Annotated in this window: 27 protein-coding genes and 1 riboswitch; of the genes, 8 read left to right on the forward strand and 19 right to left on the reverse strand. The window is 40.7% G+C overall.

Translation table 11 applies throughout. The features are described 5' to 3' along the window. Window positions 1-25 precede the first annotated feature (25 nt). Both FLM54_RS00875 and FLM54_RS00880 read left to right on the forward strand, forming a co-directional pair. Window positions 26-766: a phosphoadenylyl-sulfate reductase gene (locus FLM54_RS00875; protein ID WP_178954591.1), complete on the forward strand. Its 741-nt coding sequence runs from the start codon at window positions 26-28 to the stop codon at window positions 764-766. A 135-nt stretch (window positions 767-901) separates the two neighbouring features. Further along, complete coding sequence (locus FLM54_RS00880) at window positions 902-1,432, forward strand: DUF4124 domain-containing protein (RefSeq protein WP_178954593.1); 531 nt, start codon at window positions 902-904, stop codon at window positions 1,430-1,432. On the opposite strand, the gene FLM54_RS00885 is transcribed toward FLM54_RS00880, so the two are convergent. From FLM54_RS00885 to FLM54_RS00900, 4 genes are all read right to left on the reverse strand, one after another. Then, window positions 1,419-1,682, reverse strand: coding sequence for a hypothetical protein (locus FLM54_RS00885; RefSeq protein ID WP_178954595.1), 264 nt, complete (start codon window positions 1,680-1,682; stop codon window positions 1,419-1,421). The two genes, FLM54_RS00880 and FLM54_RS00885, sit on opposite strands and share 14 nt — an antisense overlap. Window positions 1,683-1,817: 135 nt before the next feature. After that, a complete protein-coding gene (gene acnA, locus FLM54_RS00890; protein ID WP_178954597.1) occupies window positions 1,818-4,562 on the reverse strand; it encodes an aconitate hydratase AcnA in 2,745 nt (914 codons plus the stop codon). Window positions 4,563-4,762: 200 nt separating this feature from the next. Further along, entirely contained in the window at window positions 4,763-5,191 is a 429-nt protein-coding gene (locus FLM54_RS00895; RefSeq protein ID WP_178954599.1) for a hypothetical protein, read from the reverse strand. A 96-nt stretch (window positions 5,192-5,287) separates the two neighbouring features. Beyond that, window positions 5,288-5,671 carry an RNA-binding S4 domain-containing protein gene (locus FLM54_RS00900; protein WP_008108378.1) on the reverse strand — a complete coding sequence of 128 codons (384 nt, stop codon included), beginning with the start codon at window positions 5,669-5,671 and terminating at the stop codon, window positions 5,288-5,290. 244 nt (window positions 5,672-5,915) lie between these two features. On the opposite strand from FLM54_RS00900, the gene FLM54_RS00905 reads away from it, so the two are divergent. Both FLM54_RS00905 and FLM54_RS00910 read left to right on the forward strand, forming a co-directional pair. Then, entirely contained in the window at window positions 5,916-6,197 is a 282-nt protein-coding gene (locus FLM54_RS00905; RefSeq protein WP_008108379.1) for a hypothetical protein, read from the forward strand. Between the two features lie 71 nt (window positions 6,198-6,268). Beyond that, a complete protein-coding gene (locus tag FLM54_RS00910) occupies window positions 6,269-6,934 on the forward strand; it encodes a hypothetical protein (RefSeq protein WP_178954601.1) in 666 nt (221 codons plus the stop codon). A gap of 8 nt (window positions 6,935-6,942) precedes the next feature. Here the strand turns inward: FLM54_RS00910 and FLM54_RS00915 are convergent, their stop codons facing one another. The 5 genes from FLM54_RS00915 to glnA all read right to left on the reverse strand — a co-directional run bounded on the left by FLM54_RS00915 (window position 6,943) and on the right by glnA (window position 12,019). Next, window positions 6,943-7,401: a Crp/Fnr family transcriptional regulator gene (locus FLM54_RS00915; RefSeq protein ID WP_008108381.1), complete on the reverse strand. Its 459-nt coding sequence runs from the start codon at window positions 7,399-7,401 to the stop codon at window positions 6,943-6,945. A gap of 22 nt (window positions 7,402-7,423) precedes the next feature. After that, window positions 7,424-8,809, reverse strand: coding sequence for a nitrogen regulation protein NR(I) (gene ntrC, locus FLM54_RS00920; RefSeq protein WP_138570137.1), 1,386 nt, complete (start codon window positions 8,807-8,809; stop codon window positions 7,424-7,426). Window positions 8,810-8,824: 15 nt separating this feature from the next. Further along, window positions 8,825-9,895, reverse strand: coding sequence for a nitrogen regulation protein NR(II) (gene glnL, locus FLM54_RS00925; protein WP_178954603.1), 1,071 nt, complete (start codon window positions 9,893-9,895; stop codon window positions 8,825-8,827). Between the two features lie 81 nt (window positions 9,896-9,976). After that, on the reverse strand, window positions 9,977-10,498 hold the full coding sequence (locus tag FLM54_RS00930) for a DUF4124 domain-containing protein (RefSeq protein ID WP_138606723.1): 522 nt from the start codon (window positions 10,496-10,498) through the stop codon (window positions 9,977-9,979). 114 nt (window positions 10,499-10,612) lie between these two features. Continuing rightward, a complete protein-coding gene (gene glnA, locus FLM54_RS00935) occupies window positions 10,613-12,019 on the reverse strand; it encodes a glutamate--ammonia ligase (protein WP_010392004.1) in 1,407 nt (468 codons plus the stop codon). Window positions 12,020-12,527: 508 nt separating this feature from the next. Between glnA and typA the strand changes: the two genes are divergently transcribed. After that, window positions 12,528-14,351, forward strand: coding sequence for a translational GTPase TypA (gene typA / locus FLM54_RS00940; RefSeq protein WP_010392008.1), 1,824 nt, complete (start codon window positions 12,528-12,530; stop codon window positions 14,349-14,351). A 285-nt stretch (window positions 14,352-14,636) separates the two neighbouring features. On the opposite strand, the gene FLM54_RS00945 is transcribed toward typA, so the two are convergent. The 4 genes from FLM54_RS00945 to FLM54_RS00960 form a co-directional block, all read right to left on the reverse strand. Beyond that, window positions 14,637-15,365 carry a CBM9 family sugar-binding protein gene (locus tag FLM54_RS00945; RefSeq protein ID WP_178954604.1) on the reverse strand — a complete coding sequence of 243 codons (729 nt, stop codon included), beginning with the start codon at window positions 15,363-15,365 and terminating at the stop codon, window positions 14,637-14,639. Between the two features lie 77 nt (window positions 15,366-15,442). Beyond that, a complete protein-coding gene (locus FLM54_RS00950; protein ID WP_138606719.1) occupies window positions 15,443-15,868 on the reverse strand; it encodes a BLUF domain-containing protein in 426 nt (141 codons plus the stop codon). A 73-nt stretch (window positions 15,869-15,941) separates the two neighbouring features. Continuing rightward, window positions 15,942-17,033 (reverse strand): MBL fold metallo-hydrolase, encoded by a 1,092-nt coding sequence (locus FLM54_RS00955; RefSeq protein ID WP_178954606.1) that lies wholly within the window; start codon window positions 17,031-17,033, stop codon window positions 15,942-15,944. Between the two features lie 133 nt (window positions 17,034-17,166). Then, on the reverse strand, window positions 17,167-17,823 hold the full coding sequence (locus FLM54_RS00960) for a DUF2959 domain-containing protein (RefSeq protein ID WP_138606715.1): 657 nt from the start codon (window positions 17,821-17,823) through the stop codon (window positions 17,167-17,169). Window positions 17,824-17,909: 86 nt separating this feature from the next. Here FLM54_RS00960 and FLM54_RS00965 point away from each other — a divergent pair, with 86 nt between their 5' ends. Together FLM54_RS00965 and dtd are read left to right on the forward strand one after the other, a co-directional pair. After that, window positions 17,910-18,791, forward strand: a complete 882-nt coding sequence (locus FLM54_RS00965) for a virulence factor BrkB family protein (RefSeq protein WP_138606713.1) — start codon at window positions 17,910-17,912, stop codon at window positions 18,789-18,791. Further along, on the forward strand, window positions 18,792-19,229 hold the full coding sequence (gene dtd, locus FLM54_RS00970; protein WP_178954608.1) for a D-aminoacyl-tRNA deacylase: 438 nt from the start codon (window positions 18,792-18,794) through the stop codon (window positions 19,227-19,229). On the opposite strand, the gene FLM54_RS00975 is transcribed toward dtd, so the two are convergent. Then, window positions 19,226-19,972: a spermidine synthase gene (locus FLM54_RS00975; RefSeq protein ID WP_178954610.1), complete on the reverse strand. Its 747-nt coding sequence runs from the start codon at window positions 19,970-19,972 to the stop codon at window positions 19,226-19,228. The two genes, dtd and FLM54_RS00975, sit on opposite strands and share 4 nt — an antisense overlap. A 123-nt stretch (window positions 19,973-20,095) precedes the next feature. On the opposite strand from FLM54_RS00975, the gene FLM54_RS00980 reads away from it, so the two are divergent. After that, on the forward strand, window positions 20,096-20,989 hold the full coding sequence (locus FLM54_RS00980; protein WP_138606709.1) for a bifunctional GNAT family N-acetyltransferase/hotdog fold thioesterase: 894 nt from the start codon (window positions 20,096-20,098) through the stop codon (window positions 20,987-20,989). A 53-nt stretch (window positions 20,990-21,042) separates the two neighbouring features. On the opposite strand, the gene FLM54_RS00985 is transcribed toward FLM54_RS00980, so the two are convergent. The 5 genes from FLM54_RS00985 to dapA all read right to left on the reverse strand — a co-directional run bounded on the left by FLM54_RS00985 (window position 21,043) and on the right by dapA (window position 26,231). Then, the gene (locus FLM54_RS00985) at window positions 21,043-22,074 is read right to left on the reverse strand and encodes a phospholipase A (RefSeq protein WP_055012465.1); all 1,032 of its coding nucleotides are present in this window, start codon (window positions 22,072-22,074) and stop codon (window positions 21,043-21,045) included. Between the two features lie 184 nt (window positions 22,075-22,258). Then, window positions 22,259-23,380, reverse strand: a complete 1,122-nt coding sequence (locus FLM54_RS00990) for a succinylglutamate desuccinylase/aspartoacylase family protein (protein ID WP_178954612.1) — start codon at window positions 23,378-23,380, stop codon at window positions 22,259-22,261. Between the two features lie 5 nt (window positions 23,381-23,385). Continuing rightward, on the reverse strand, window positions 23,386-24,591 hold the full coding sequence (locus tag FLM54_RS00995) for a PLP-dependent decarboxylase (protein WP_178954614.1): 1,206 nt from the start codon (window positions 24,589-24,591) through the stop codon (window positions 23,386-23,388). Continuing rightward, window positions 24,591-25,331 carry a 2,3,4,5-tetrahydropyridine-2,6-dicarboxylate N-succinyltransferase gene (locus FLM54_RS01000; RefSeq protein WP_178954616.1) on the reverse strand — a complete coding sequence of 247 codons (741 nt, stop codon included), beginning with the start codon at window positions 25,329-25,331 and terminating at the stop codon, window positions 24,591-24,593. Before FLM54_RS01000 ends, FLM54_RS00995 begins: the two co-directional genes overlap by 1 nt. A 15-nt stretch (window positions 25,332-25,346) precedes the next feature. Beyond that, the gene (gene dapA, locus FLM54_RS01005) at window positions 25,347-26,231 is read right to left on the reverse strand and encodes a 4-hydroxy-tetrahydrodipicolinate synthase (RefSeq protein ID WP_178954618.1); all 885 of its coding nucleotides are present in this window, start codon (window positions 26,229-26,231) and stop codon (window positions 25,347-25,349) included. 127 nt (window positions 26,232-26,358) lie between these two features. Continuing rightward, window positions 26,359-26,538, reverse strand: a riboswitch (Lysine riboswitch). Window positions 26,539-26,580: the final 42 nt, after the last annotated feature.

The raw sequence follows: 26,580 nt of genomic DNA on the forward strand, positions 1-26,580 counted from the left end.
GCGCTGGTGAGGTTTAAAGTTGACCATGAGTGAATTTAAAAACATATTACAGCTAGATAAGCAAAGCCAACAGGCTATGTTAGCTGATGCGAACGGTTTGCTGGCTGACATGAGCGCAGAGCAGCGCGTTGCATGGGCACTTGAAAATTTGCCTGACACTGCGTTTTTATCATCGAGCTTTGGTATTCAGGCTGCAGTTATGTTGCATTTAATGACTGCACAGCGCCCAGATATACCTGTGGTATTAACTGATACAGGCTACTTATTTCCAGAAACCTATCAGTTTATAGAGCAAATGACTTCGCAGTTATCACTTAACCTAAAAGTGTATAAAGCGCAGCTGAGCCCTGCATGGCAAGAGGCTAAATTTGGAAAATTATGGGAGCTAGGTGAGGCAGGCATTAAGCAATACAACCAGCTCAATAAAGTAGAGCCAATGACACGCGCTTTAAAGGAGCTAAATGCGAGCACTTGGTTTAGTGGCCTACGTCGAGATCAATCCTCAAGCCGTGCTGAAAAGCAAGTACTAGAAATAAGCCGAGGTACGGTAAAAGTATATCCCATTATTGAATGGAATAATCGCGATGTATATCAGTATCTAACAAAGCACAATTTGCCATACCACCCATTATGGGAGCAGGGTTATGTGTCGATGGGGGATATACATACCACGCGTAAATTAGAGCCCGGCATGAGTGAAGAGGAAACCCGCTTTTTTGGCTTAAACCGTGAGTGTGGCTTACATATAGATGGAGATGGTATTTAATTATATTATTATTCAAAGCTATAAAATCAAAAAATCGCAGCCTTTGCTGCGTTTTTTGTTGTTTAATATTTGCTGAATTGGTTCTTTTTTATTATATTGGTTGTGATGATGGATTAAACACACAGCAGGAACGCTATGAAATACTTCACCTATTTAGCAATGTCAGTGATGATATTAGCTGTAGTCTTATTATTTTTTATAAAAAAGCCAAATGGCCAGCCTTGGTTAAGTACCTCTGTTATTCACAGTGAATCAGCAGAGATTAAAAATGAAATGATAGCGCTTTCATCTAGCGCGTTAGATAGTATTACCTCAGCAATTACCACAGCGGGTGAAAAAATCACTGGGGCTACCTTTGAGACAGAAACTCCTAAGCCAATTTATAAATGGCAAGACGAGCAAGGACAATGGCATTTCTCAGATGTACCAAACAAGAATGGTAAAAGCGAAGTGGTAAAGCTTAACCCCGCCGATATTAATGTCGTGGTTGCAGAAGATACCGCCATTTTGAGTGGCAGTGCTAAATCAGCAGTAAAGCCTTTTCCTCAGCGAGCACCAGCGATATACAACAGTGAATCAATTAATAAGCTGTTTGAAGATGCTGAAAAAGCTAAAAAGAGAATAGAGCAACGCAGTAAAGAGGTCGAAAGTTTTAGCGGCTTTTAATTTTGAGGTGTTTTTGCTGTGTCTTCAAATAACGCTTTTCTGCTTCCATTAATAATATAGTTAAGTATATTTTTGTGGGCAACGATAAAAGTACGCCAATTGCAATACAGGCAGCTGCAGTAATAATACCTTTAATGCCGAACTGGTTGGTAAAGTAGCTCGATACAATTAAACCATGGCCTGTCACTATTAAGCACAATCCAAGCAAAATCGATGTTTTAAGTAGTCTTATTATTACAATTGAAGACATAGCGACCTCTGCGCAGCGTGTCTTCTTAGTGTATGTAATCTTTATAAAGCGGCATTGATTTAGCGCAAGCATCCATTAATAATATAAAAAAGCCCAGCTCATTACTGAGCCGGGCTGCATTTTCGTTTTAAGTTGTTAGTCAAGCATATTGCGCAGTACGTACTGTAAAATACCGCCATGTTTGTAGTAATCCCACTCTTTCGGAGTATCAATACGCACATCGGCACTAAAGCTAACTTGTTTACCTTCACTGTTAGTGGCAATTACACTGACTTCGTCGGTTTTATCGTATAACTCTTGAATATCAAATTGCTCTTGCCCAGTTAAGCCTAGTGATTCATGGCTTTCACCTTCTTTAAATTGTAAAGGAAGTACGCCCATACCAATTAAATTAGAACGGTGAATACGCTCATAGCTTTGTGCTATCACAGCTTTAATACCGAGTAATAATGACCCTTTTGCAGCCCAATCTCGCGAAGAGCCGGTACCATACTCTTTACCTGCTAGAACCACTAGTGGTATTCCACTTTCTTGATATGCCATTGCCGCGTCATAAATACTTTCTAGCTTATCATCAGGTTGAGTGCGGGTAACACCGCCCTCGGTACCAGGGGCTAGTAAGTTTTTAAGGCGCACATTAGCGAATGTACCGCGCATCATTACTTCGTGATTACCACGTCGTGAACCATAAGAGTTAAATTGTACTTTTTCAACCCCATTTTCTTGTAGGTAAAGCCCTGCGGGTGCCTCTGCCTTAATTGCGCCTGCTGGTGAAATATGATCAGTAGTCACCGAATCACCCAGTTTAGCTAAACAACGCGCACCCTCAATAGTTGGAATACCTGGTGGTTCAACACTCATACCATCAAAGAAGGGGGCTTTTTTGATATAAGTCGAAGCACCGTCCCAATCGTAAAGTTTACCATCAGGTATTTGAATTTTTTGCCAGCGACTGTCGCCATCGTAAACATTGGCGTAGCTTTTTTCGAACATCTCTTTAGTTACCGTACTTTTTACTAGTTCACTTACTTCTTTAACGCTCGGCCAAATATTTTTAAGGTAAATATCGTTACCATGCTTATCTTGCGCGAGTGGCTCGTTGTAAACATCAATATCGGTTCTACCCGCTATGGCATAGGCAACCACTAAAGGAGGAGACGCTAAAAAGTTCATTTTAACATCTTGATGTATGCGCCCTTCAAAGTTACGGTTACCCGATAATATTGAGCTTACAACTAATTTGTGTTTTTGAATCGCCTCACTAATTTCATCGGCAAGTGGGCCTGAATTACCAATACATGTGGTACAGCCATAACCAACTAAATTAAAGCCAAGCGCATCCAAGTCATCCATCAACCCTGCTTTTTCAAGGTAATCGGTGACCACCTGAGAACCTGGTGCAAGTGAAGTTTTAACCCAAGGTTTTACATTAATACCTAACTGACGTGCTTTTTGAGCTACTAAACCGGCAGCTAAAATAACACTTGGGTTAGATGTGTTTGTACAGCTAGTAATTGCAGCAATAACACAGGCACCATCATTTAACTCAAATTCTTCTCCATTAAAGTTTACTTTTGCTGCGCCCATAAACTGCGCTTCATCGATAGGCTCATCAGGGTTGATAGTAGGACCTTCGCTTTCAATACGCGCTTGCTCTTCATCGCTTTTATCACGACGTGCCATACGCTCGTCTTGAAAGTCTTTTAAGTGCTGACCAATAACCTTGCCGGCTTTATCCAAAGTAATTCTATCTTGCGGGCGTTTAGGGCCTGCTAGGCTAGGCACAACATCATCTAAAGTTAGTTCAAGCTTATCGGTATAATGTGCTTCGTCGCCATCGTTACGCCATAAGCCTTGGTGTTTAGCGTAATCTTCAATTAGTTTGAGCTGCTTCTCATCGCGATTAGTTAAGCGTAAGTAATTAATCGTTTCATCATCAATAGGGAAAATACCACAGGTTGCGCCATACTCTGGCGCCATATTAGCGATAGTTGCTCTATCGGCAAGTGGTAAGTCGGCAAGGCCGTCACCATAAAACTCAACAAACTTACCTACCACACCGTGGTTACGCAGCATTTCAGTAACAGTAAGTACTAAATCGGTTGCTGTAGTGCCCTCAGGTAAGCGACCATTTAATTTAACACCCACAACCTGTGGAATAAGCAAGCTAATAGGTTGGCCAAGCATGGCGGCTTCGGCTTCAATGCCGCCTACACCCCAGCCAAGTACGCCTAAACCATTAATCATCGTTGTATGAGAATCTGTACCGACTAGTGTATCTGGGTAGGCTAACGATTTGCCGTTTTTTGTATCATTAAATACTACGCGGGCTAAATACTCTAAATTCACTTGGTGAACTATACCGGTTGCAGGTGGTACAACTTTTAAGTTATCAAATGCGGTTTGTCCCCAACGTAAAAATTCGTAACGCTCTTTGTTTCGCTCATATTCTAATTTTGAGTTTAAGTCGAATGAACCATCTTTACCGTAACCATCCACTTGCACCGAGTGATCGATTACCAGCTCAGCAGGAGAAAGTGGGTTTATTTTTGCAGGATCACCACCGAGTTTTTCCATCGCATCACGCATGGCAGCTAAATCAACAATTGCAGGGACACCAGTGAAATCTTGCATTACTACGCGGGCTGGAGTGAAAGCTACCTCGGCAGAGGGCTTCGCTTTTGGATCCCAATCTAATAAGGCCTGAATATCTTGTTCTTTAATATTCACACCATCTTCATTACGTAGTAAGTTTTCTAGCAATACTTTTAACGAGAAAGGCAGGCGTTTGGCTTTATCGCCAAGTCCCATGAGCGAGTTGATATGATACTGCTCGCCATTGATAGTGAGCTGTTGTTGGGTGTCGAAACTATTTTTCATTATTTGTCCCTTCAATAAATTAGATTAATATTCTTGTAAAAGTGACCTCTGTAGTGATTTGCAAAGTGTGTACCATGATAAAAAATACCATATTGGATAATTTATTTTGGTCGTTATTTAAATAGAGATGAAGGCCAAAAGTTAAAATTCAAGGGATACTCTGAGTAATAATTGGCCACAAAACTAAACTCAAAAAAGTGCTATTTAAAGTAGTCCTGTTGTTTTAAATGGAAACTTAAATACACCAATGCAATCGCAATTATGGTGACTGCAATAGGCATAAAAATAGCGCTAATACCAAACAAGTTGATGCTATTAATAATCATAAAATTATAGTATTGCTGAGCTAAAACCGCTGCCAAAGAGATTATTAATGTTAATCTGGCTAGAGACTTTTTGAATAACAAAAGTACGCATCCTAATGCGCCGCCAAATACCGCAATAGCAAACGCTAAAGTAGCCCATAGAGGTTGGCTGTTATAAGCAAGTTGTTGTTCTTCAGGTAGTTTACTTATCATCTCTGGAGAGAGAAACAGCCGCATGACAAATGCAAGAATACCTAATATGTTCCATAATAAGGCGGTAATAAGTACGGGTTTTATCCAGCGGTTTGAGGTGTTTTCTGACATGTAAGCATCTATTTTTTATTATTGATATTCTATTAAAGAATAAAAAAGCCAGTGATGCAAACTGGCTTTTAATAACACATATAACTTAAGCAAATGTTAGCCAAATGAAATAGGGCGACGACCCGTTTTTTCATCAACTTTAGGCTTTTTAGTGCGTTTGCGTTTATTTTTAGCCGGCTCTGTTGTTGCTACTGGCGCGGCTTTTTCTGCTGTAACTGTTTCATCAATAACTGGACGTTCTGCTGGAGTGGCATCTTCACTTAACGTTAATTGAAACAACTCGCCATCAAATGCAAGTACATCACCGCTGTATAATTTTTTCCGTTTGATTGTACAAATTTCATGGTTAACACCGACATAGCCTTCGCTAATTAGGTTTTTTGCTTGACCACCACCTTCAACAAGATCTAATACCTTTAATAATTTGCACAGCTCTATAGGCTCTTCTTCTAACTCAACTTCTATATATTCTTCGTTCATCATGTTTCTCAGTGGGGGTGGTATTAGCTGTAGTATAAAGGCTCAGTGGCTATTTTGCACCAAAGTGAGCTTGTTAGGTGAGTTGATTATGTGATTTTTTATGAAACTTTGTATCTCTTTTTATAGTCTTTAAAAAAACTGAAGTAATTCAGGGTTAAGCTTCTCGCGAAAAAAATTACACATTGGCGCGCTAATTGCCAATATCGGCCGTATAAGAGATTGAATATAAATAATGGAGTAAAACATGGGCATAAGATTAGCGATGAAAAAAGAGCTAATGGGCTTAGAGCATTCAGATCTGTTAACCGCTGATGATGTAAGAGCGCATCTAGCACAACAGGTAAAAGAAGACACTGAACGTGGCTTTTCAGTTATCTCTAAGTTTAACGATACCCATAGCCAGCTAACTAGCGGGCTTAAAACCAAACAAAGTGAGCTAGTATTTGAGCGTCATCGGTTATTTAATGAAGTGCTGTACAAACGTCAGAGTGTCGATGCATGGCTAAATAACCAGACTTCAGGTTAAACAGCCAAATAAATTAAGTTGCGATTTTAAATCACTCCTTTAGACTACACTTGTAATCAACGGGGGTGATAATGAAAAATGGAATTTTAGCGTGTGCACTCATGCTATTGTTGAGTGCATGCCAACAGCCTACAGTGTATATATTTAGTAAAGGTTTATCGGACTCACAGCGCCAGCAGTTAGAGGCCGCACTCAAAACACAATCCCTACCTTACGAATATGTTGAGCATGACATTCCTCGGGAATTTGGCGTAGCTACTTTACTATTATCAAATGATAGAATTTTACGCCAAGAAACAGAGCAGTTAGCTACTATTATGCAAGGGTTAGGCTATCAACCCGAAATTAGCTACACCACACGCGCAAATCACTTTTATGGTGATGGTAATATCGGTTTTTACCTAAAAAATACTAATGCAGACGACGCTTTTACCATGCCTTCTCGGTTGCGAACAACCCAGTGCGAAAAAGATGAGTTTAATGACCTAGTCGTAACCTTTACTGATCAACATGCTGAGTTCACATTAATCAGCGGCGCAAAAGTCACATTGAAATGGGAATATTTATACGGCTATTTAGTTATTTACTACAGCAATTATTCACAAACCTACACTCATTCACAGCCATTGGTTAAGACTCCTTTTGGCGAAAAACCATCAGACACATATACCATAACAGCTCATGTAAATAAGCCAGGCTGGCTTAATTGCTCAATGCAGGTTGTTTATATGGATTAAGTTAACTGTTAACCGTGCTCTTCTATATGCTCCGAGAGTTTTGCAATGCGCAGGCTCATACCTTCAATAATACGGTCTTTAATTTTTTCGCGTATGACATTAGGTAGGCGGGTGAGAGCATCTGCAGTTATAGCCAGTACTATGGCGCTTTCTTTGGCGCGTGCATTAATACTGCGCTCTCGGTTATTAATAAATGCACCTTCACCAATAAATTCACCAGGTTCTATACTGCCCAGTTCCAGTAGGTGATTGTGTTTAAACACCATTAAAGATCCACTAAGCACAATAAACAGTCGCTTGTCGTTATCAAACTCTTTAAATAAAAACTGATTTTTATTTATTAAATAAAGTAAACCAAACGACTCAAGCAAAATCTGGCGCTCATTGAGTGTGAATTCTTTAAAAAAATCTAAGCGATTTATAATTTCCATTTGCTTAAACAAAGGGATGTTTTCAATTAACTTCATGCTTTCTCTATGCTTCTAACAATCAGCTAATATTGCGCTCTTTTAATTTTCGGGTCAACGTATTACGACCCCAACCAATTTTTACGGCAGCTTCTTGCTTATGGCCAGAACAATTAGCGAGGGCTGTTTTGATTAAGCGGGTTTCTAGCTGGGCTTGAATATCCGGCCAAATATTTTCTTTACCTTGTTTAAATTCTTGATTAAGCCACTGCTGAAATGAATCTAGCCAATCCCCTTCTTGGGTTGCGGCGGCATTATCAATAATTTCAGGAGGTAAATCTTGCTCGCCAATCAGCTCTCCTGGCGCCATAACGGTTAACCAGCGGCAGGTGTTTTCAAGTTGGCGAACATTCCCAGGCCAATTAAATAAACACAATTGTTTAATTGCTTTAGGGCTTAATATTTTGCTATCTACTTGCAGGTCTTTTGCACTTTTATGTAAAAAGTGTAGCGCTAAGCGCTCTATATCTTCGGGACGCTCGCGTAAAGCAGGTAAACGCAGGCGAACCACGTTTAAACGATGAAATAAATCATCCCTAAACTTACCTTGCTTTACCAGCTCTTCTAAATTTTGATGGGTAGCAGCAATAATGCGTACATCTACTTTTATACTTTGATGACCCCCCACGCGATAAAATTCGCCATCGGCCAATACACGCAATAAGCGGGTTTGTACATCCAGTGGCATATCACCGATTTCATCCAAAAATAAGGTACCGCCATTAGCTTGTTCAAAGCGGCCTTTACGCACGCTATCAGCCCCGGTAAAAGCGCCTTTTTCGTGGCCAAACAGTTCAGATTCAACTAATTCTTTAGGGATGGCGGCCATATTAAGGGCTATAAATTGGTTTTCTTTACGCGGGCTGTGGTTATGTAAAGCGCTGGCAACCAACTCTTTACCTGTTCCTGACTCACCGTTGATGAGTACGCTCATACTTGATGCTGACAGCTTACCTATAGCACGAAACACTTCCTGCATAGCCGGGGCTTCACCAATAATATGGGCACTTTTGGGGGGCGCGCTTTTACGTTTGGTTTTTTTAGTTGAATTAGCTCGATACGCACTTTCCACCAGTGCAACCGCTTCATTTAAATCAAACGGCTTGGCCAAATACTCAAATGCGCCTTTTTGGAATGCATTAACGGCTGAATCAAGGTCTGAGTGAGCGGTCATAATGATCACAGGTAGCCCTGGCGTTTGCTCTGCTATTAGCTCAAGTAATGCCATACCGTCCATGCCAGGCATTCGTACATCGGAAATTAATACGCTAGGTTGACTAAATTTTAGCGCGTTAAGTACATTTTGCGCATCTGCAAAACTTTCTACTTCAAACCCTGCGCGAGTCAGTGCTTTTTCTAGTACAAAGCGAATTGAGGCATCATCATCTACAAGCCAAGCTGTTTTCATGCAAACTCCAAAGTATTAATCTGTAAACGGCAGATAAATATTAAATTCAGTATGTCCCGGCCAACTATCACATTCGATATAGCCATCATGTTGATCAATCAAGGTTTGCGCTATAGATAATCCAAGTCCCGAGCCACCTTCTTTATTGGTGGTCATAGGGTAAAATAAGGTGTCGCGTAAATTGGCATCAATACCCGGGCCGTTATCCAATACTTGAATAAGGAGTGCCTTTTTAGGGGCTTTGCCAGGACGACGATGCTGGTAATTAATCCGCGTTTTTATTTTTATTTCGCCACCATCTACCAATGCTTGTTGTGCATTACGCACAATGTTTAGCACTACCTGTTGAACTTTGCTCTGATCAATATAAACATCAGGAATACTCGGATCGTAGTCTTTAACTAACCGAATATCGCGGTTGTTATCTAAGGTACTGAGTTTTACAACCGACTCTAATGTTTGATGTATATTGCCATACGATTTTTGCGGCAGCTGATTAGGCCCAAGGAGCCTATCAACTAATTCACGCAATCGATCGGCTTGTTCAATTATCAGTTCTGCACATTGATCTCTTTCTTGCTGATCACCTTCATACTGCAATAATTGCGCCGCCCCGCGAATTCCACCCAGTGGGTTTTTAATTTCATGGGCTAAACCGCGAATTAAGTTGCGTGCAGCTTGGTATTGATGCATTTGATTTGAGACTTGATCGTGCTTTATTTCGTCATCAGTTTGTCGACATTCAAATAAAATATAAAAGGTGTCGTTATGCTTTATTCGTCGTGTGCTTACCGCTAACTTTGCATGGCGAGAATCGATAAACACCACGTCAGCTCTATGCTGGTGGCAGTCTACACCATCAACCAACGAATACTGTGCAATACGTTTTAAGTCTATAGAATGGTAATTAAATAAATCATCGAACGCTTGTCCTGGTAAGCGCTTTTCGCCTAAGCCAAGTAATTCACTGGCACTGGTGTTGGCGTAAATGAGTGTAAAGCTCTCATCAAGTAACATCAGGGCGGTGGTTTGGTTTTGCCAAATTATATTTAGTAGCTCTGGGTTAAAATGTGTTTTGTTAATCATTATTGCACCATTTTAGTGCGCCTGGGGAGGTAGGCAAGGTTTTTAGTAAAATATACGCTAATTGTGCGTACTTAACTGCAATTACCGACCTATATTAAGGCCTTTGCGATGCATAAAAAATATACTTTCAGGGCTAGTTGCAATTACCTGGTTTTGTTGATTATAAAGTTTAACTTGTAATATGTGTTGCCCGCGCTCTACATCTCTTAACGCCAGCGTAGTGGTGTCACTAGGTTCACCAATGGCAACGCCATTTAAAAATAAACCAATGGTAAATCCAGCTTCAAACCGAGGCGCAATCTGAGTTGAAACATATACAGAGCCGGTGTTTTCTCTTATAGCTTGGTTGGGCTCTGGTGATGTAATGCTAATTTTAAACTTTACCGCTGTTTTAGTTGGTGAAGTATCAAGAATATCAGTATTTGTTGCAGGCATGTTGAAGTGTTGGCTAGTGAGCTTTACCTCTTTAGCACCAGGTTGAGGGGTATCTGAAAAAACCAGTACACCATTTTTATCTTTCCATGCGTAAATTTTTTTATTATTCGCATGGCTATTAAGGCTTAATATTAAAGCTATTAATAGCAATAAAACCTTACCTATCATCCTGCTAACCTGCATTGTTAAAACATACTTTACTTTAGTGTAGAACCGTTAAATTTACCATAAAAAAAGCCCGCAGAGCGGGCTTAAAACACACATTATTTATCGGTTAATAAATTAACAGCTGTAGTACATTTCAAACTCAACTGGGTGAGTTGTCATGTTAAGTTTTTCAACTTCTTTTGACTTAAGTGCAATGTAAGCATCAATTAGGTCGTTAGTAAATACGCCACCTTGGTTTAAGAACTCACGGTCTGCATCTAATGCCGCTAGTGCTTCATCTAATGAGGCTGCCACTGTTGGAATTTCTGCTGCTTCTTCAGCTGGTAAGTCGTATAAATCCTTATCCATCGCATCGCCAGGGTGAATTTTGTTTTTAATTCCGTCAAGGCCAGCCATAAGCATTGCTGAGAATGCAAGATATGGGTTAGCAGTTGGATCTGGGAAGCGCACTTCAATACGACGACCTTTTGCAGATGGAACCACTGGAATACGAATTGATGCTGAACGGTTACGGGCAGAGTATGCAAGCATTACCGGTGCTTCAAAGCCGGGTACTAAACGTTTGTACGAGTTAGTTGACGCGTTAGCAAAAGCGTTGATTGCTTTAGCATGTTTGATGATACCACCAATGTAGTAAAGCGCGTCTTCAGAAAGACCGCCGTACTTATCACCTGCGAATAAGTTTACGCCGTCTTTAGCTAAAGACTGGTGACAGTGCATACCTGAACCGTTATCGCCAACAACAGGCTTAGGCATAAAGGTTGCTGTCTTTCCGTATAAATGAGCCATGTTGTGTATAACATATTTCATTTCTTGGATTTCGTCTGCTTTTAATACCATAGTGTTAAAACGAGTTGCGATTTCATTCTGACCGGCAGTCGCCACTTCGTGGTGATGTGCTTCAACAACTTGCCCTAGCTCTTCAAGAACTAAACACGTTGCAGAACGCCAATCTTGGAAATCATCAACAGGTGCAACTGGGAAGTAACCGCCTTTAACACCTGGACGGTGGCCTGTGTTGCCATCTGCATATTCTTTATCTGAGTTCCAAGCTGCTTGCTTAGAATCAATTTTATACATTGAGCCTGACATGTCAGACTTGTATTTAACGTCGTCAAATACGAAAAACTCTGGCTCTGGACCAAATAAAACGGTATCAGCAATACCAGTAGAGCGCATGTACTCTTCAGCGCGTTTAGCTACTGAGCGTGGGTCGCGCTCATAACCTTGTAATGTAGAAGGCTCAACCACGTCACAACGAACGATTAGCGTTGTTTCTTCTGTGAAAGGGTCAAGCTTGATTGAATCTGCATCAGGTAATAACACCATGTCTGATTCATTAATGCCTTTCCAGCCAGCAATTGAAGAACCGTCGAACATTTTTCCATCTTCAAAAAAGTCTTCATCAACTTGATGATGAGGAATAGAAACATGTTGCTCTTTACCTTTTGTGTCAGTAAAGCGTAAATCAATGAACTTAACGTCATTTTCTTTAATAAAATCTAAAACCGATTGTGACATGTGTCCTCCAACTATTGGGTTTTATTATTGCTGCTTAGATACTTTAAATACTAACAAGCTGATTTTATGCCACTATTATAATCTATTGTTTTTTATGTAAAAATATATAAACAACATAAAGGTGATATAGATTAAGCACTGTTTTGGTGCGTAATAATTCCAAAAAGGTGCAACATTTACAGAGTCATAATTGCTTGCAAATTAATCACCTTAGACTAACACAAAGAAAATGCAAAATGCGCAGTAAAGTCGCTTTAAATTAACTCAAAACCACCTTTTGAGATAAATTTATAAAAATTAATCATAAAAATTAATTATTTTAAAACAAAGGGTTAATTATTTTATTGCGAAAGTTTGAAATTTTATTTTGGATAAACTTTCATCCATTCCATTTATAGGGGATAATATGCGCCCTTTTAAATCCTATGCTGGGACATCTCGTGAAAGCGCAGGTGAGTACGTATAGCCCCCTGCAGGATCAATGAGATCAATTTCTCTGAGTGAACATATGAGTATCGAAAAGTTAAGAAATATAGCAATTATCGCCCACGTTGACCACGGTAAAACAACATTGGTTGATAAACTACTTGAGCAATCAGGTACATTAGAAACACGCGGCGGTAATGAAGAGCGCGTGATGGATTCAAACGACATTGAAAAAGAACGTGGTATTACCATTTTAGCGAAAAACACCGCTATATCTTGGAATGATTACCATATCAATATCGTAGATACTCCAGGACACGCCGACTTCGGTGGTGAAGTTGAACGCGTACTTTCGATGGCTGACTCAGTACTACTACTTGTTGACGCTCAAGAAGGCCCAATGCCACAAACGCGTTTCGTAACGCAAAAGGCATTCGCGCAAGGCTTAAAGCCAATCGTTGTTATCAATAAAATTGATAAGCCAGGTGCTCGCCCTGATTGGGTTATGGATCAAATCTTTGATTTATTCGACAACTTAGGCGCAACTGATGAGCAGTTAGATTTTAAAGTAATCTACGCATCAGCAATCAATGGTTGGGCTACATTAGATTTAGACGAAGCATCAGATAACATGGAACCTATGTTCAAGATGATCGTTGACGAAGTATCACCACCGGATGCAGATCCTGAAGGTGACTTCCAAATGCAGATTTCACAGCTTGATTACAACTCTTATAAGGGTGTAATTGGTATCGGTCGTATTAAACGTGGTTCTGTTGCACCTAACCAACAAGTTACGGTTATCAGTGCAGACGGCACAACTCGTAACGGTAAGATTGGTTCAGTACAAAGCTACTTAGGCCTTGAGCGTATTGAAACTGATAAAGCTTACGCTGGTAACATCGTAACAGTAACAGGTTTAGGCGAGCTTAAGATTTCAGATACGCTTTGTTGTCCTAACAACGTTGAAGCATTACCACCACTAAGTGTTGATGAGCCAACAGTAACAATGACGTTCTCTGTAAACAACTCTCCTTTCTGTGGTAAAGAAGGTAAGTTTGTAACATCACGTAATATTCGTGAGCGTTTAGACAAAGAATTAGTACATAACGTAGCACTTCGTGTTGCTGATACAGATAACCCAGATAGCTTCCGTGTATCAGGTCGTGGTGAATTACACCTAGGTATCTTAATCGAGAACATGCGTCGTGAAGGTTACGAGCTTGCTGTTTCTCGTCCAGAAGTAATCTTACGTACTGTTGATGGTGTGTTAGAAGAACCGTATGAAACACTAACTATTGACTGTGAAGAAGAGCACCAAGGTTCTATCATGGAGCAAATTGGTCTTCGTAAGGGTGAACTTACTGACATGGCACCAGATGGTAAAGGCCGTATGCGTATGGACTTTATGATCCCAAGCCGTGGCTTAATCGGTTTCCAAACTGAGTTCATGACATTAACGTCGGGTTCTGGTTTACTTTACCATACATTCGATCACTACGGTCCGCACAAAGGTGGCGAGCTAGGTGTTCGTAAGAACGGTGTAATGATTGCAAACGCAACAGGTAAAGCACTTACTAACGCACTATTTAACTTACAAGAGCGCGGCCGTTTATTTATCGGTCACGGTGTTGAAGTTTATGAAGGTATGGTTATTGGTATTCATAGCCGTGATAACGACCTTACAGTTAACGCACTTAAAGGTAAGCAACTTACTAACGTTCGTGCATCTGGTACAGATGAAGCACAAACACTAACACCAGCACTTAACTATTCACTTGAGCAAGCGCTTGAGTTTATTGCTGATGATGAGTTAGTAGAAGTAACACCTGAGAACATTCGTATTCGTAAGCGTCATTTAACTGAAAATGAGCGTAAACGTGCGGGTCGTGCTCCTAAGTCATAATCTATTAATTTAGAACAATGATTTTAAAAGCCGCTGTATTGAAAGATACAGCGGCTTTTTTGTTTTTAAAGTAAGAGAAGCTTTCAGTTTTTAGTTATCAGTATTAAGCTCTAAAAGCGCAGCGCCTCTTACCCTCTTTGTAAAAAATTCACTTAAAAATATTTACACAAAGAGAAGAGAATGAGAAGTAAAAGAGTAAGAGCTAAAACAACTGATAATGTAAAACCCCTATTTTTTTGGTTTCGTTGCGCTCAACCCAACAAAAAGGCCAGTTCGCTAACTTCATCACTTTTTCGGTAGTAGAGTGATTTTTCCAAACACATCAGCATCTATATAGCCAAGGTTGCGACTGCCGTTAACAGGCTGTACTTCATGTGAACCCATGAAGTGCTCACGAACTTTACTGCCGTCGTTATCGCAATATGCGAGCATAAAGCCGACTACTTGCTTTGGCGTTAATTTAAGCGGAGTGTTTTGTGCGCCTTGTTGGAAATCGTTTGGGTAGAGTTTTATCGCCACTTCCCACGTGATGTTATAGGGCGCAGTGGTATTGCGTTTCCAGTTACTAACTAAGTGGTCGGTATATAAATGCGCTTTTTTATCAGGCCCATAATCGGCAGCTTGGTTATCAAGGCCAATATGATAAGCAAATGCTGTATGGTTAAATTGGTGATTACCGCCAGATGCGTCACTATCTATAAACACTTCTAAGGCATCATCGTCCCAGTATTTATCCGTTGGATCTGGGTGAGTATCAATAAGCACATCATCACTAATGTCTGCTTGTAAATACAAGTAGTTTTCATCCCACAAAAGACGATAGCGACCTTTAAAATCCTTGTCTGAGTCTGGTAGGGTGCCGTCCATTAAGTATGGCATATTATGCCAAGTGGCTTTGTCCCATGCACTTTCAGAAACCCCATCAATAGTAATAGCTGTTGGTGTATGACTAACGTTAATAGCCATGAGTGGCTGGGTAAAAAGTAAGCTAAAAGCAAGTAGTGTTTTTTTCATTAGTCATCTCATCAATTAAGGATGATTTAGCTTGGCTTAAATAGCTATTAAAAACAATCTCGTAGTCTATTTTTATACTAACTGATTGTGCCTGCTATGCTGTCTTTTAATGCGAGCATTAATAAATGCGCACTTTCTCCAGACATTTTAAAAGGATTAAAATCAATGGAGCCTGAAAACTTGAGATTCAGTGATTCGGTTAGCTTAGATTGCGGTACATAGCCCATTGACCATTTTTCAAACTCTCTTTCAGGAATTTGGGTATAGTTGAGCATAATTACATTATGGTGACGTTTATCGTTTAATATTTGTTGGTAGGTATTATTTACAGCGGTTCTAGAGCCTTCCAGACATTGTAAAAAGTAATCATTGCTAAAACATAACATGCCGGTGACGTTTGTTTTTACATTATAGGTTCTAGCACTTTGTAAAATATTTTCTATATCTTCAGGCCCAAAATCACTACTTATTTTGCTGGCGTAAATAAGTCGTACAAGAAACATAAAACCTCCACACTGTTTAGTTAATTAAACATAGTTCAGCAGAGAGGTTATTACTAAGTTTGTAAATGACTGATTAAAGTTTAATACTCTCACCTTCATTTAAAATATGCAGGGGGATTTTCGAATCCATTTTTTTGTGCATATACAATAAACGCAGTAAGGCTGAATGGCTAGTGTGGTCGCCCATTTTCCATGATGAGTTACCGTATCCCCAAGGTATCATTATTTTACAGTTAAGTTCTTGTGCTGCTGTTAGAGCGTCTTCTGGGGTTGTATGAACGTAACGATACCATTTAGGGTTGTCTTCGCTGTAGTAAGAAGCTATAGGCATTAAGCACACATCAATATCGCCATATTTTTGCTGTATATCGCTGAAGTGTTTTGAATAGCCAGTGTCGCCTGCAAAAAATAAGGAGCTGCCATTTTGTTCAAGTAGCCAGCCATTCCATAAGTCTTTATCGTTGTCTTCGTAAATAAAGGGCACTAATACACGACTGCTAAAGTGATGAGCAGGCAAGGCATGGATAGCTAAATCGCCAATATTTGTTTTTGCATACCACGCCATTTCACTAATATTAAACCCGCCTGTGGGGAAGTTGTCGGCCATGCCTAGTGGTGTTAAGTAGCGAGGTTTATTACCGATCTCTTCTATATCTGCTTTATTAAAGTGATCGTAATGAATATGCGAGTACATCACAGCGTCTAAGTTTTTCAGTTCACTATCTGTGAGCCAATCGCCGGGCTGTCGGTAAAACCCAGAGGCTAGTCTAAATGCTAAATCTACAGGTGAGTCAAACTGCTCTTTTACAGGATCAATTAACACTTGCTGTCCGTTAGGCGTGCGGATCATAAACCCAGCATGTCCCAGCCAGCGTAAGCTAAAGCCTGTATTTAAATTCATAGGCTGTTGCTCACCAATAAATTGGCAGTTTTCGCTGTCTTTTTCGCATTGTAGTTTTGGGCTAGTTGGATAGCAGTTGCTTTCACAGGTAGTCGTGTAAGTTTTTTCCCCCGGGTAGAGGTTATGAAAGCGTCCTTCTCGCTCGCCATCTTTATGTAGCGGGGTAATGGTTTGCTCCCCTGCAATAACTTCAACATGATTAGCTGTTTGGCAGGCGCTGAGCATTGTGCATGCAAGTATTAGGGTGATAGCTTTAAACTTCATTTTACTGTTCTAATTATTATTATTTTGTAAAAGTATAACAACAACAGCGGATTAACGAAGAGCTTAAAGGTAACAAAAAGTAACAATAAAAAAGCCTACAATTTAGTAGGCTTATTAAACGGACTTATAGTAATTAGCCCACGGTATTCATTTGCTCAATAAATTTATTTGAGTCTTCAATCGACTTATTCATGTCATTCATGAGTAACTGAATATCACGCTTAAGGTTAGTAAACTCACCTTTTATAGCGGCTACCGCTTGTGCGTTTAAGTTATGTTTTAAGTAAAGCACGTTATCTTGTAAAGACGATAATACTGGCTCCATTTTGCTCTCAGCGCTGCGCATTGAGCGAAGTAATTGGCTAAATTGGCGCTGAGTTGCAGCTAGTTTTTTACTGCTTTGACGCTTAAGTGAGGCGCTTTTGTATTGCTCTAACTCATCGCTCCACTCATCAAACAACGCATCAGCAACATCTTCTACTTTATTTATGTTACTTGATACTTCATTTGCCGCCGCTAAGCTCGACTCGTAATCGTCATTAAGTTGATTGTAAGCGTCTTGCAACTCACCACCATCGAAATTAATTAAAGTAGTTAGACGCTCGAGTGCTGATTGAAATTCTTCTTGCGACTCTTGTTGTGAGTCTTTCGTTTCTTCAACGCGATCAATAAGGATGTCACGTTTATGGACACCTACTTTTTCCATTGCCGAATAATAAGCCGACTGACAACCTGAAAGCATCAGCATTAACGAGAGTATGGCTGTCCCTAATAATGTTTGTTTTTTCATCTGAATTCCTATTTACGAGTGTTAATGCTGTAAATTATGGCCTTGATTGTTATTATAATCAAAAGCTCACCAACAAAGTTAATTGTATGAATGATAAGCTCTCTCATTATAAACAGCAAGTTAAGGTGTTTCTAAAACAGCAACCAGGCTGGTGGATGCAATATTTCAATCGCTGTATAGACGATCAAATAACCATTAATGCAGGGTATTTAGCATACGTTACCTTGTTGTCGTTGGTTCCGTTGATAGCGGTGGGTGTGGCAATCTTCTCTGCTTTTCCGGGGTTTGAATCGACCCGTTTAGCCATTGAAAGTTTTTTATTTACTAACTTTGTGCCGACTTCTTCCGATGTTATTAAAGAGCATATTAGCTCGTTTGCTGGTAATGCTAATCAAATGACGGCGGTAGGTATTGGTTTTTTGGCAGCCATTGCCTTGCTACTTATTCGTAATGTAGATGCCACACTAAACCGTATTTGGCGAGTAAAGAAAAAACGCCCAATGATGATATCCTTTGCTGTGTATTGGATGGTACTGAGCTTGGGACCTGTACTACTGGGTGCGAGTATTGGTGTCACCTCTTATATTGTGTCACTAGTGTCGTTTGCTGATCAGGGGATCCCTGGGTTTAGTGGTTTTTTATTAAAACTACTCCCTTATGCTATTTCTATGGCAGGTTTTATCATGCTGTATACCTTAGTGCCGAATACACGAGTTTCATTTAGGGCCGCTATTCCTGGTGCACTGTTTGCTGCAATGTTATTTGAGTTAACCAAAAAAGGCTTTGCTTTATACATTAGCCATTTTCCATCATACGAAGTGATTTATGGTGCGGTAGCAACCATTCCTATTTTGTTTGTATGGGTATACTTGTCGTGGGTAGTCGTGCTACTAGGTGCTGAATTTACTGTGTGTATTAACATGCAACATTACAATAAAAAAGAGCAACAAGCAGAGGGTAGTGAATAAATGCAAGGACTAATTCAACGGGTAACACACGCTAACGTAGCAATAGAAAAACAGGTTGTTGGCGAAATAAAGCAAGGTATTGTATTACTGCTTGGTGTTGAAAAAGAAGATGATGAGCGTGTTGCTGATAAACTATTGCACAAAGTCAGTAATTATCGAATTTTTAGTGATGAAAACGATAAAATGAACCTCAGTCTTAAAGACATACAAGGCGAGCTATTAGTCATATCGCAATTTACACTTGCAGCTAATACCAAAAAAGGCATGCGTCCTAGTTTTTCATCGGCAGCCACACCAGATCAAGCGCAAGCATTATATAATTACTTTGTTGAGCAGGCTAAATTACTCGGTATAAAGGTCGCTACCGGTGTATTTGCAGCCGATATGCAGGTTAGTTTATCTAACGACGGTCCGGTTACCTTTAATTTAACCGCTTAAAGTGTTTTTTCTACAACCACAATGTGATTCACAAATCCGGTGATCTTTTTAATACTAACGGCTCCCCCAAACACGCGCTTAAGCACAAGTTGTAGCTGCGTAAGTTGGGAGCTATGTTGCGATAAAAAGTTAATAAATAAGATGCCCCGCTGAGCAAGCGCCTCATAAATTGTTTGATAAAAACATAAATCAAATAAGAATCTAGGGGCGTCTAGTTCACTAAATAAATCTAAAATAATCCAATCTATATTCACCGCTGACTTTAAAACTGTTTGTGCGTCTTCACAGTAAATTTGGCCCTGTTCATTAAGGGCAAAAAAATCTTGATAACAGTCAATTATATGAGGGTTTTTTTCTACTGAAGTCAGCTGTACTCGAGGGTACTGTTTTAACAGGTAGTTGCGTATAGCACCACCACCTAAACCGAGCTCAAGTATTTTTTTAGGCGCTGGTCGTTGCTGCCAAACCGTTGCTAAATAGGCAAGGTGAGGAAACAGTAATACTTGTGGGCTCCGGGTTAAAATAACTGATTGCAAGGTGTTGTTAATAAGTAGCCAGCGCAGTTGTTGATGCTCTCGAACTTGTATATTTATGCCATGTTGATTATGCCAATAAAGTAACTGGCCTAGCGATGAACTATGCTCAATAAAGTGCCTGCTGATCAGGCCACTGCTATCATGGATATATTTATTCATGGTATTGAGCATAAACCAGCAGGGGCAAAGCGCAATCGATTTTGTCATTAATTTTTTACAGTCATTTATAGGAAACCAAAGTCGTATTTGCAGTTTTACCCAGATCGAGTATGGTGTTTTTCACAAAATGCACAGCGTAATATTTTTACATTTTTAATTTATGGAGTCTGTATGTTTCAAGTGAGCACCCCTCAAAGTAGTGAAGACTGGCAAGCCTATTATCAATTACGCTGGCAAGTTTTACGTGCACCATGGGGCGAACCTCGTGGTTCTGAGCAAGACGATTTAGAGCAAGAAGCTGAACACCGCTTTATTAAAAATAAAGCAGGTGAAGTACTGGGTGTGGCGCGTTTGCACTTTAATAATCAGCAACAAGCTCAAGTGCGTTATATGGCGGTTGCAGAGGGTAACCGGAATCAACATATTGGCAGCCGCTTATTGCATGAACTCGAAAAAATAGCGTGGAATCAAGATGCTGATGAATTAGTGCTGTTTGCACGTGAACGTGCCCTGGAATTTTATCAGCGCCATGGCTACGAAAACAAAGAAAAGGCGCATTTAGCCTATGGTGATGTTCAACATTATAAAATGGTTAAGCTTAAGCCGAGTGAGCCAGGTTGGTTTCGTCACCCTAATTGGACTCAAGTACTGCAAAATACATGGCGTGAATCAATCCCTATTAGTGATGCAATGGGGATAAAAGTAGAAAGCTACACCGATTGGCAATTTACTACTCGTGCAGATTTAAATGCTAACTTAAACTTACACAACACCATGTTTGCAGGCTCTATTTATAGCCTAGCTACACTAACGGGTTGGGGAGCAACGTACTTAGCATTAAAAGAAGCCGGACTTGAGGGTAATATAGTGTTAGCCGATGCTAATATTAAATACTTAAAACCACTTAATACCGACCCTAAAGGCTGTGTTGATATTCAAACCTGTAAAGGTAACTTAATAGAGTTACAAGAGGCGGGTAAGGCGAGCTATTTAGTGCCAGTAACCATTTTTGATGGTGATCAAATAGTTGCTCAGTTTGAAGGGCAGTTTGTGGTTAAAAAGTAATAAGAATAAACGAAAAAGCCAAGCGAGTTGCTTGGCTTTTTTATTAGCGGTTATTACAGTAAGTCAGTCAGTAATATACCGACACCAAAGCGTTCAATATCGGCGTTATAGTCTATTAAACTCTCACCATAGCCATTAAAGTACTGCGCATAGCCGCGTACTCTTCCCCATAGAGGGAATGACCAATCAAGCTGAATTGCCCCGCGGTTATCTGAATTTAAATTATTACGAGTCATAAAACTAAATTCATGATCGTGAAAGCGATACGCGCCACCAAATTCAAAGTAACCCATGTATTTATAGATATCAGGGTTATCGTCACCTCGTGCATCTAACGGCGCAGGCTTTTCATTTTCAGGAATGCGGTACCAAGGCTTAAAGCTGAATACAAAGCCGTCATTTTCCCAAATGAAATCGGCATATATACGGTTCCAAGAACGCGAGTTTGGTTGACTGCGGCCATTTGATTGGTGCGAAATACCAATGGCTATTGCCATTTCATCGCCCCATAAAACGTTTTCAGGGTCTAAGTAATTAATCCAGAAAATTTCTGGTTCGTAATTAGTTTCACGAAAAGGAGATGAAATATCGTCGTTATATACTTGCCAGTATGACTGCAGTGTAAAGCCAAAAAATATAGCTTGGTCTGAGTCGGCAAACTCATCATACAAAGGTACTTTAATTGATAACTGATATTTAGCTTCTAGGTTATCGAGAGGGTCGCCATCTTTTTTATCGGTTAATTCTGCAAATCCATCAAACGGGCGAGTGTTTGGGTTAGACATATATGAAACCGGTAAAATATAATTACGTTTATGCGGCGTAATTACATTACGATTCTTTTTGCCAACCGCTTCACGGGCTTGGCGTTTATCGATAGCTGTTAGCTGCTTGCTTTCTTCAACTGCAGAGCATTTTTCGCGCAATTGATCGAGGGTTTGCTTACCGTCCCCACCGATCACTTCATTTAATATACATTGTTTAACCAGCTCAAGTTCATTGTTTTGCTCGTTTTTTGCTGTTTCTTCAGCAATAACAGCAGTACTTAGTAATGTTGAGAGAAGTATCCAGTGGCGCCAACTCATTGTAATTCCTTTGTAAGTGAGAGAAGTAACAGATTTGTGGTAATTATAACGCATTTTTAACACATATACGGTGAACTTGCCCTGAACTTTAATAAAGCAAAAAGAAAAGCGACCTAAGTCGCTTTTACTGGATAACTAGCTAATAGCTTGCTAGTTAGACTCTCACGCAATGAGAAGGGGTGAGCTAAAGCTCAAAAACGTTTGTAAAAAACTTATAAAGCTCAGTGCCTTGGTTCACACTAGCTGAGGCAAAATGCAATATCGCAATCGCATCAAGATCAAAGCTTAATGTTTGCAGTGGTTGTTCGCTTAGGTAGCGTTCCATTCGCAGTATTTTAGCTATAGGTTCGCCCGCTTTAATGTGCCCACCAAGAGGGGCTAAGTATTCAACCATGCCACCCATAGGTGCATAGTAAGCAATATAATCATTTAGTTGGCAGCCATACCTTGTCATCACCTTTGGCTTGTAGGAGGCATCAACAAATACTTTCTTATGATTTAAATAACTTAAAATACTATTGGCATCGTCTAGTGCAGCGCTTAAATCTATTTTTTCTTGGCTTCCTAGCTCTACCGTAAAGGCTTCAACTTGTACGTTAAAATTTCGGCCTTGCTGAGCAAGTTGCTCGCTAAGTTGCCACCATGGACAAAAGCTCGCTTCATCCATTGCCCCATCAAAGTCATTAGGGATCACTAGCACATGGGGAATATTAAAGTAACGGGCACTTTCTGTGGCATATTCAGGACAATATAAGTGCTGACTAGAAATAGGGCCAGTGTGTAAATCTAAAACAATATCAGCCTGATGCGCTAGTCTTTGTAAGTTTAGCGCTATGCGTTTACCGGTTGTTAAACGATAGTCTGGGCCATTAAGTTGCTGCTCAACATCATTAATTAACGCGGTTTTAAATGCTGTTTTTAGAGCTGTATCGTCAGCGTCGCAGTATTGCTTTGCAAACTGTGATGCAAGCTGATTATTACAGTGATACATACGATTCCAATTAGTCCCCGTAATAGGATCGAATCGGCCAAGCGTAAATTCGCCCGATTTTTGATTACAGCCAATGGGGTTAGCGTAGGGAACTAAGGTAATGTCACCTTTTAAATTAAGGTTTTTTAGCTGTTCAAGTAGCTGATAAATAACCGCGTTACCTTGTACTTCGGCGCCATGCATATTAGCTTGTATATACACACTTGGGCCTGTGCCATCGCCCTTTAAACGATAGACAGAAATAGTCAGTGGTAGGCCATTTGCCACTTCACCAACTACAATATTTTCCTGGCTTATAGCTGTGGTGTTATTCATTTTTATTACCTCAAGTAGTGGCTTGCATCTTCTGCTTGGCGAATACAGTTGATTTCGCCATGGTGTATAACATATTCACCGGCCAGTTCATGGCACAAAAAGTACGGCATACTTTCGGTAAAACCATAAGCACCGCATTGACTAAACACCAGCCAGTCGTGTTCATCTAAATCGCCCGGTAATTGGTGCTCCCCTAAGCAATCCAGCGCGGTACATAATGGCCCATATAGGCTCATTGCTTGGTTTGCTGCGTTTGAATCACGTAATAAACGCGCAGGAAAGTCTTGATTAGTAACCGCAGGGCGCAATAAGTGATTAATACCGCCGCTCATAATTACCTGCTGTTGGCCGTAGTTTAATTTGCGCTCAACCACCGGTGTGGCGTAGTGGCCGCATTCGCCTACAGCATAGCGACCTAGTTCCATCCACAGCTCTTTAACACCCGCATCGCGTTTAATCTTTGCAAGGGCTGCTATTAATGCATCCCAGCTTAAAGTCGGGTCATTAAGGGTGTAAGGAATACCTAAACCGCCACCTAAATCTAAAATATTCAGATTTATATTTAAGTTATTAGCAAGGACTGTAAGTGGTGTAATCATTTGCGACCACAGATCTGCAAGTTTGTCGCTGCTGAGCATGTTACCCCACTGAAAAATATGTAGGCCATCAAAGCTCAATGCTGTGTAGTCTTTAGTATTTAGCGATTGCCATTCATCGCACCCTAAGCCAAATGGAGTAAGGCTATCACCACCAAGTGGGTTTTTATCACCCTCGGGCCAGCGTAATTGAACACGCAGTAATACTTGCAACTGGCACTGCTGGGCATTGGCTTGTTCGTTTAACCAACGCACCTGATTAAGACTTTCTGCCACAAAGGTGCGTACGCCACGTGCAATAAAATGTTTAATTTGTTTTGGGCTTTTAGCAGGGCCCGTGTTGAGCACGCGCTCGCTGTTAATTCCTTGGGCAAGTACTTGCTCAAGTTCGCCTTTACTTGCAACATCAAAGTTAAAACCAGCGTTATCTAAACTTTGTATCACTTTAGATAGGGGATTGGCTTTAACCGCATACCAAAGCTTTACTTCGGTTTGCGCCACTAAGTGCGCAAGGTGCGCATCTAGTGAGTCGAGGTCGTAGACAAAAAATGGAGTATCGAGTTTACTCGAAAGCTCATCAATAGCGCTTTTAACGGGCGTGCTCAAAAAGGTCATTAACGTAAAACCTCTTCAAGCAATAATGACGCGTCACTTTGCTCGTCCCGGTATTTAACAATTAAGGCACACGACATACTCAAGCCTTGAGCACGCGCCCAGTCGTTTGACGCAGGGCGAGAGCCTGGGATCACAATCGCGTATTCAGGGATTGCTTCGCCTTTATCAAGCTGACGCTCATTAACGCAGTCATAAACAGGGATGGTTGCAGATAAGCGAACACCTGGGGCTAGTACCGCGCCTTTTTTAACTACCACGCCTTCAACAATCACACAGCCTGCACCAATGAATGCATCGTCTTCTATGACCACAGGGCTTGCGCCAATGGGCTCAAGTACCCCGCCTAATTGTACCGCGGCGCTCAAATGAACATTTTTACCCACTTGCGCACATGAGCCAACCAATGCGTGGCTATCTACCATAGTGCCCTCGTCAATAAAGGCGCCAATATTTACGTACGCAGGTGGCATAATAATAGTGCCTTTGGCAATATGTGCACCACGGCGCACACTTGAACCACCTGGCACCATGCGAACGCCTGCTGTGGCTTCAAAGCATTGCGGCGCTAGATTATGTTTATCTACAAAGCCACCAGGAAACTCCATGTTAGTGCCGTTTTTAAATGCCTCTAAAATGCCTTGCTTTACTTCTACGTTAGCGTGCCATTGGCCGTTTTCGTCTTGTGTTGCTGCGCGAACTGCGCCCGTTTCTAAATTATTTAATAGTTCTAACCAGCTCATTATAAAAACCTGTATTTAATGCCAAGATAAAATGGTGTTGTTTGCCGATGAAATGTCATCTGTGTGTGTCAGCTCAAGGTGTGTTAAAGGTGGACGTAAATGCGGACTGCTAATACGCCCTTGTAAATGCATTAACACTTTGACTGGGATAGGGTTTGCTACTGAAAATAAACTATTGATAGCGCTAGACCATTGGACAAAAAGATTAGGATGTTGGCCGCTTAAACTGCGCTTTACAAACTCATGGGTTTGCACTGGCCATGCATTGGCTGCAACCGACACTAAACCTTTTGCACCTGCTTGGGCAAAATAAGGCATGAGGGCATCGTCACCACTAAAAATGGCTAGTTCAGGCGCTGCTTGTCGATAGGCTTCAAATTGAGAAATACAGCCACTGGCTTCTTTGAGTGCCCATAAATTTTTATGTTGTTTGAGGTTTTCAATGGTTGCAATGGGAATGCTAACCGCACTACGTCCTGGTACGTTATAAAGCATACAAGGATGAGAACTGGCATTGAGCAGGCTTTCAAACCAATGGGTTTGCCCCACTGCACCGGGTTTGGCGTACAAAGGCGAGCCAAGTAAAAAACCATGAATAGGCAGTTGGTTGCAGTAGTTAACCCATTCAAGCTGCTGCTTTAAGTTACTACCACCGACTGCGACCATAAGCGGGACGCTCGGCTCTAATTGGCAGACATGCTCTACGATGGCTTGCTGCTCTTTTAGGGTCAGGGCTAACCCTTCGCCAGTGCTACCAAGTAATAAAATGCCGTTGTTAGCGGCTTCTTGTTCGGCCACCAAGGTGTCTAAGGTTGCGTAATCAACTAGGCCATTTTGATCAAATGGGGTGATCAGCGCAGTCCATAAATGGAAATTGTTAATATTGAAGTTGTTGATCATCTCTCACGAACTTATAGGGCATTCGTCGAGTTATTGGCGGGTATTTAGGGTGCCTGACTCTTTGAATGTATTTATAATTCGAAGAGCGAATGGGCTTAAATAATAGGGCGCACGGCCTTATTATACTAAGACCAGAAGCTCTCCACCAAATATGTTATTGGTGACAGTCGCTAGGATTCAACCTAGTCGCCCGAAGTAACCTTTCACAAAAAAGTGTTACCTCTCGGCGTTAATTCCCCTCACGTATGCTCAATGGAGTTTGCGCTCCTAACATACGCTACCTGAATAACGCACCTCTTCCAGCCCTTTGCACTTGCTATTGAAAAATCAATCAACAAATACAATGTAA

The sequence above is a fragment of the Pseudoalteromonas sp. Scap25 genome, assembly GCF_013394125.1.
Classification (GTDB): domain Bacteria; phylum Pseudomonadota; class Gammaproteobacteria; order Enterobacterales; family Alteromonadaceae; genus Pseudoalteromonas.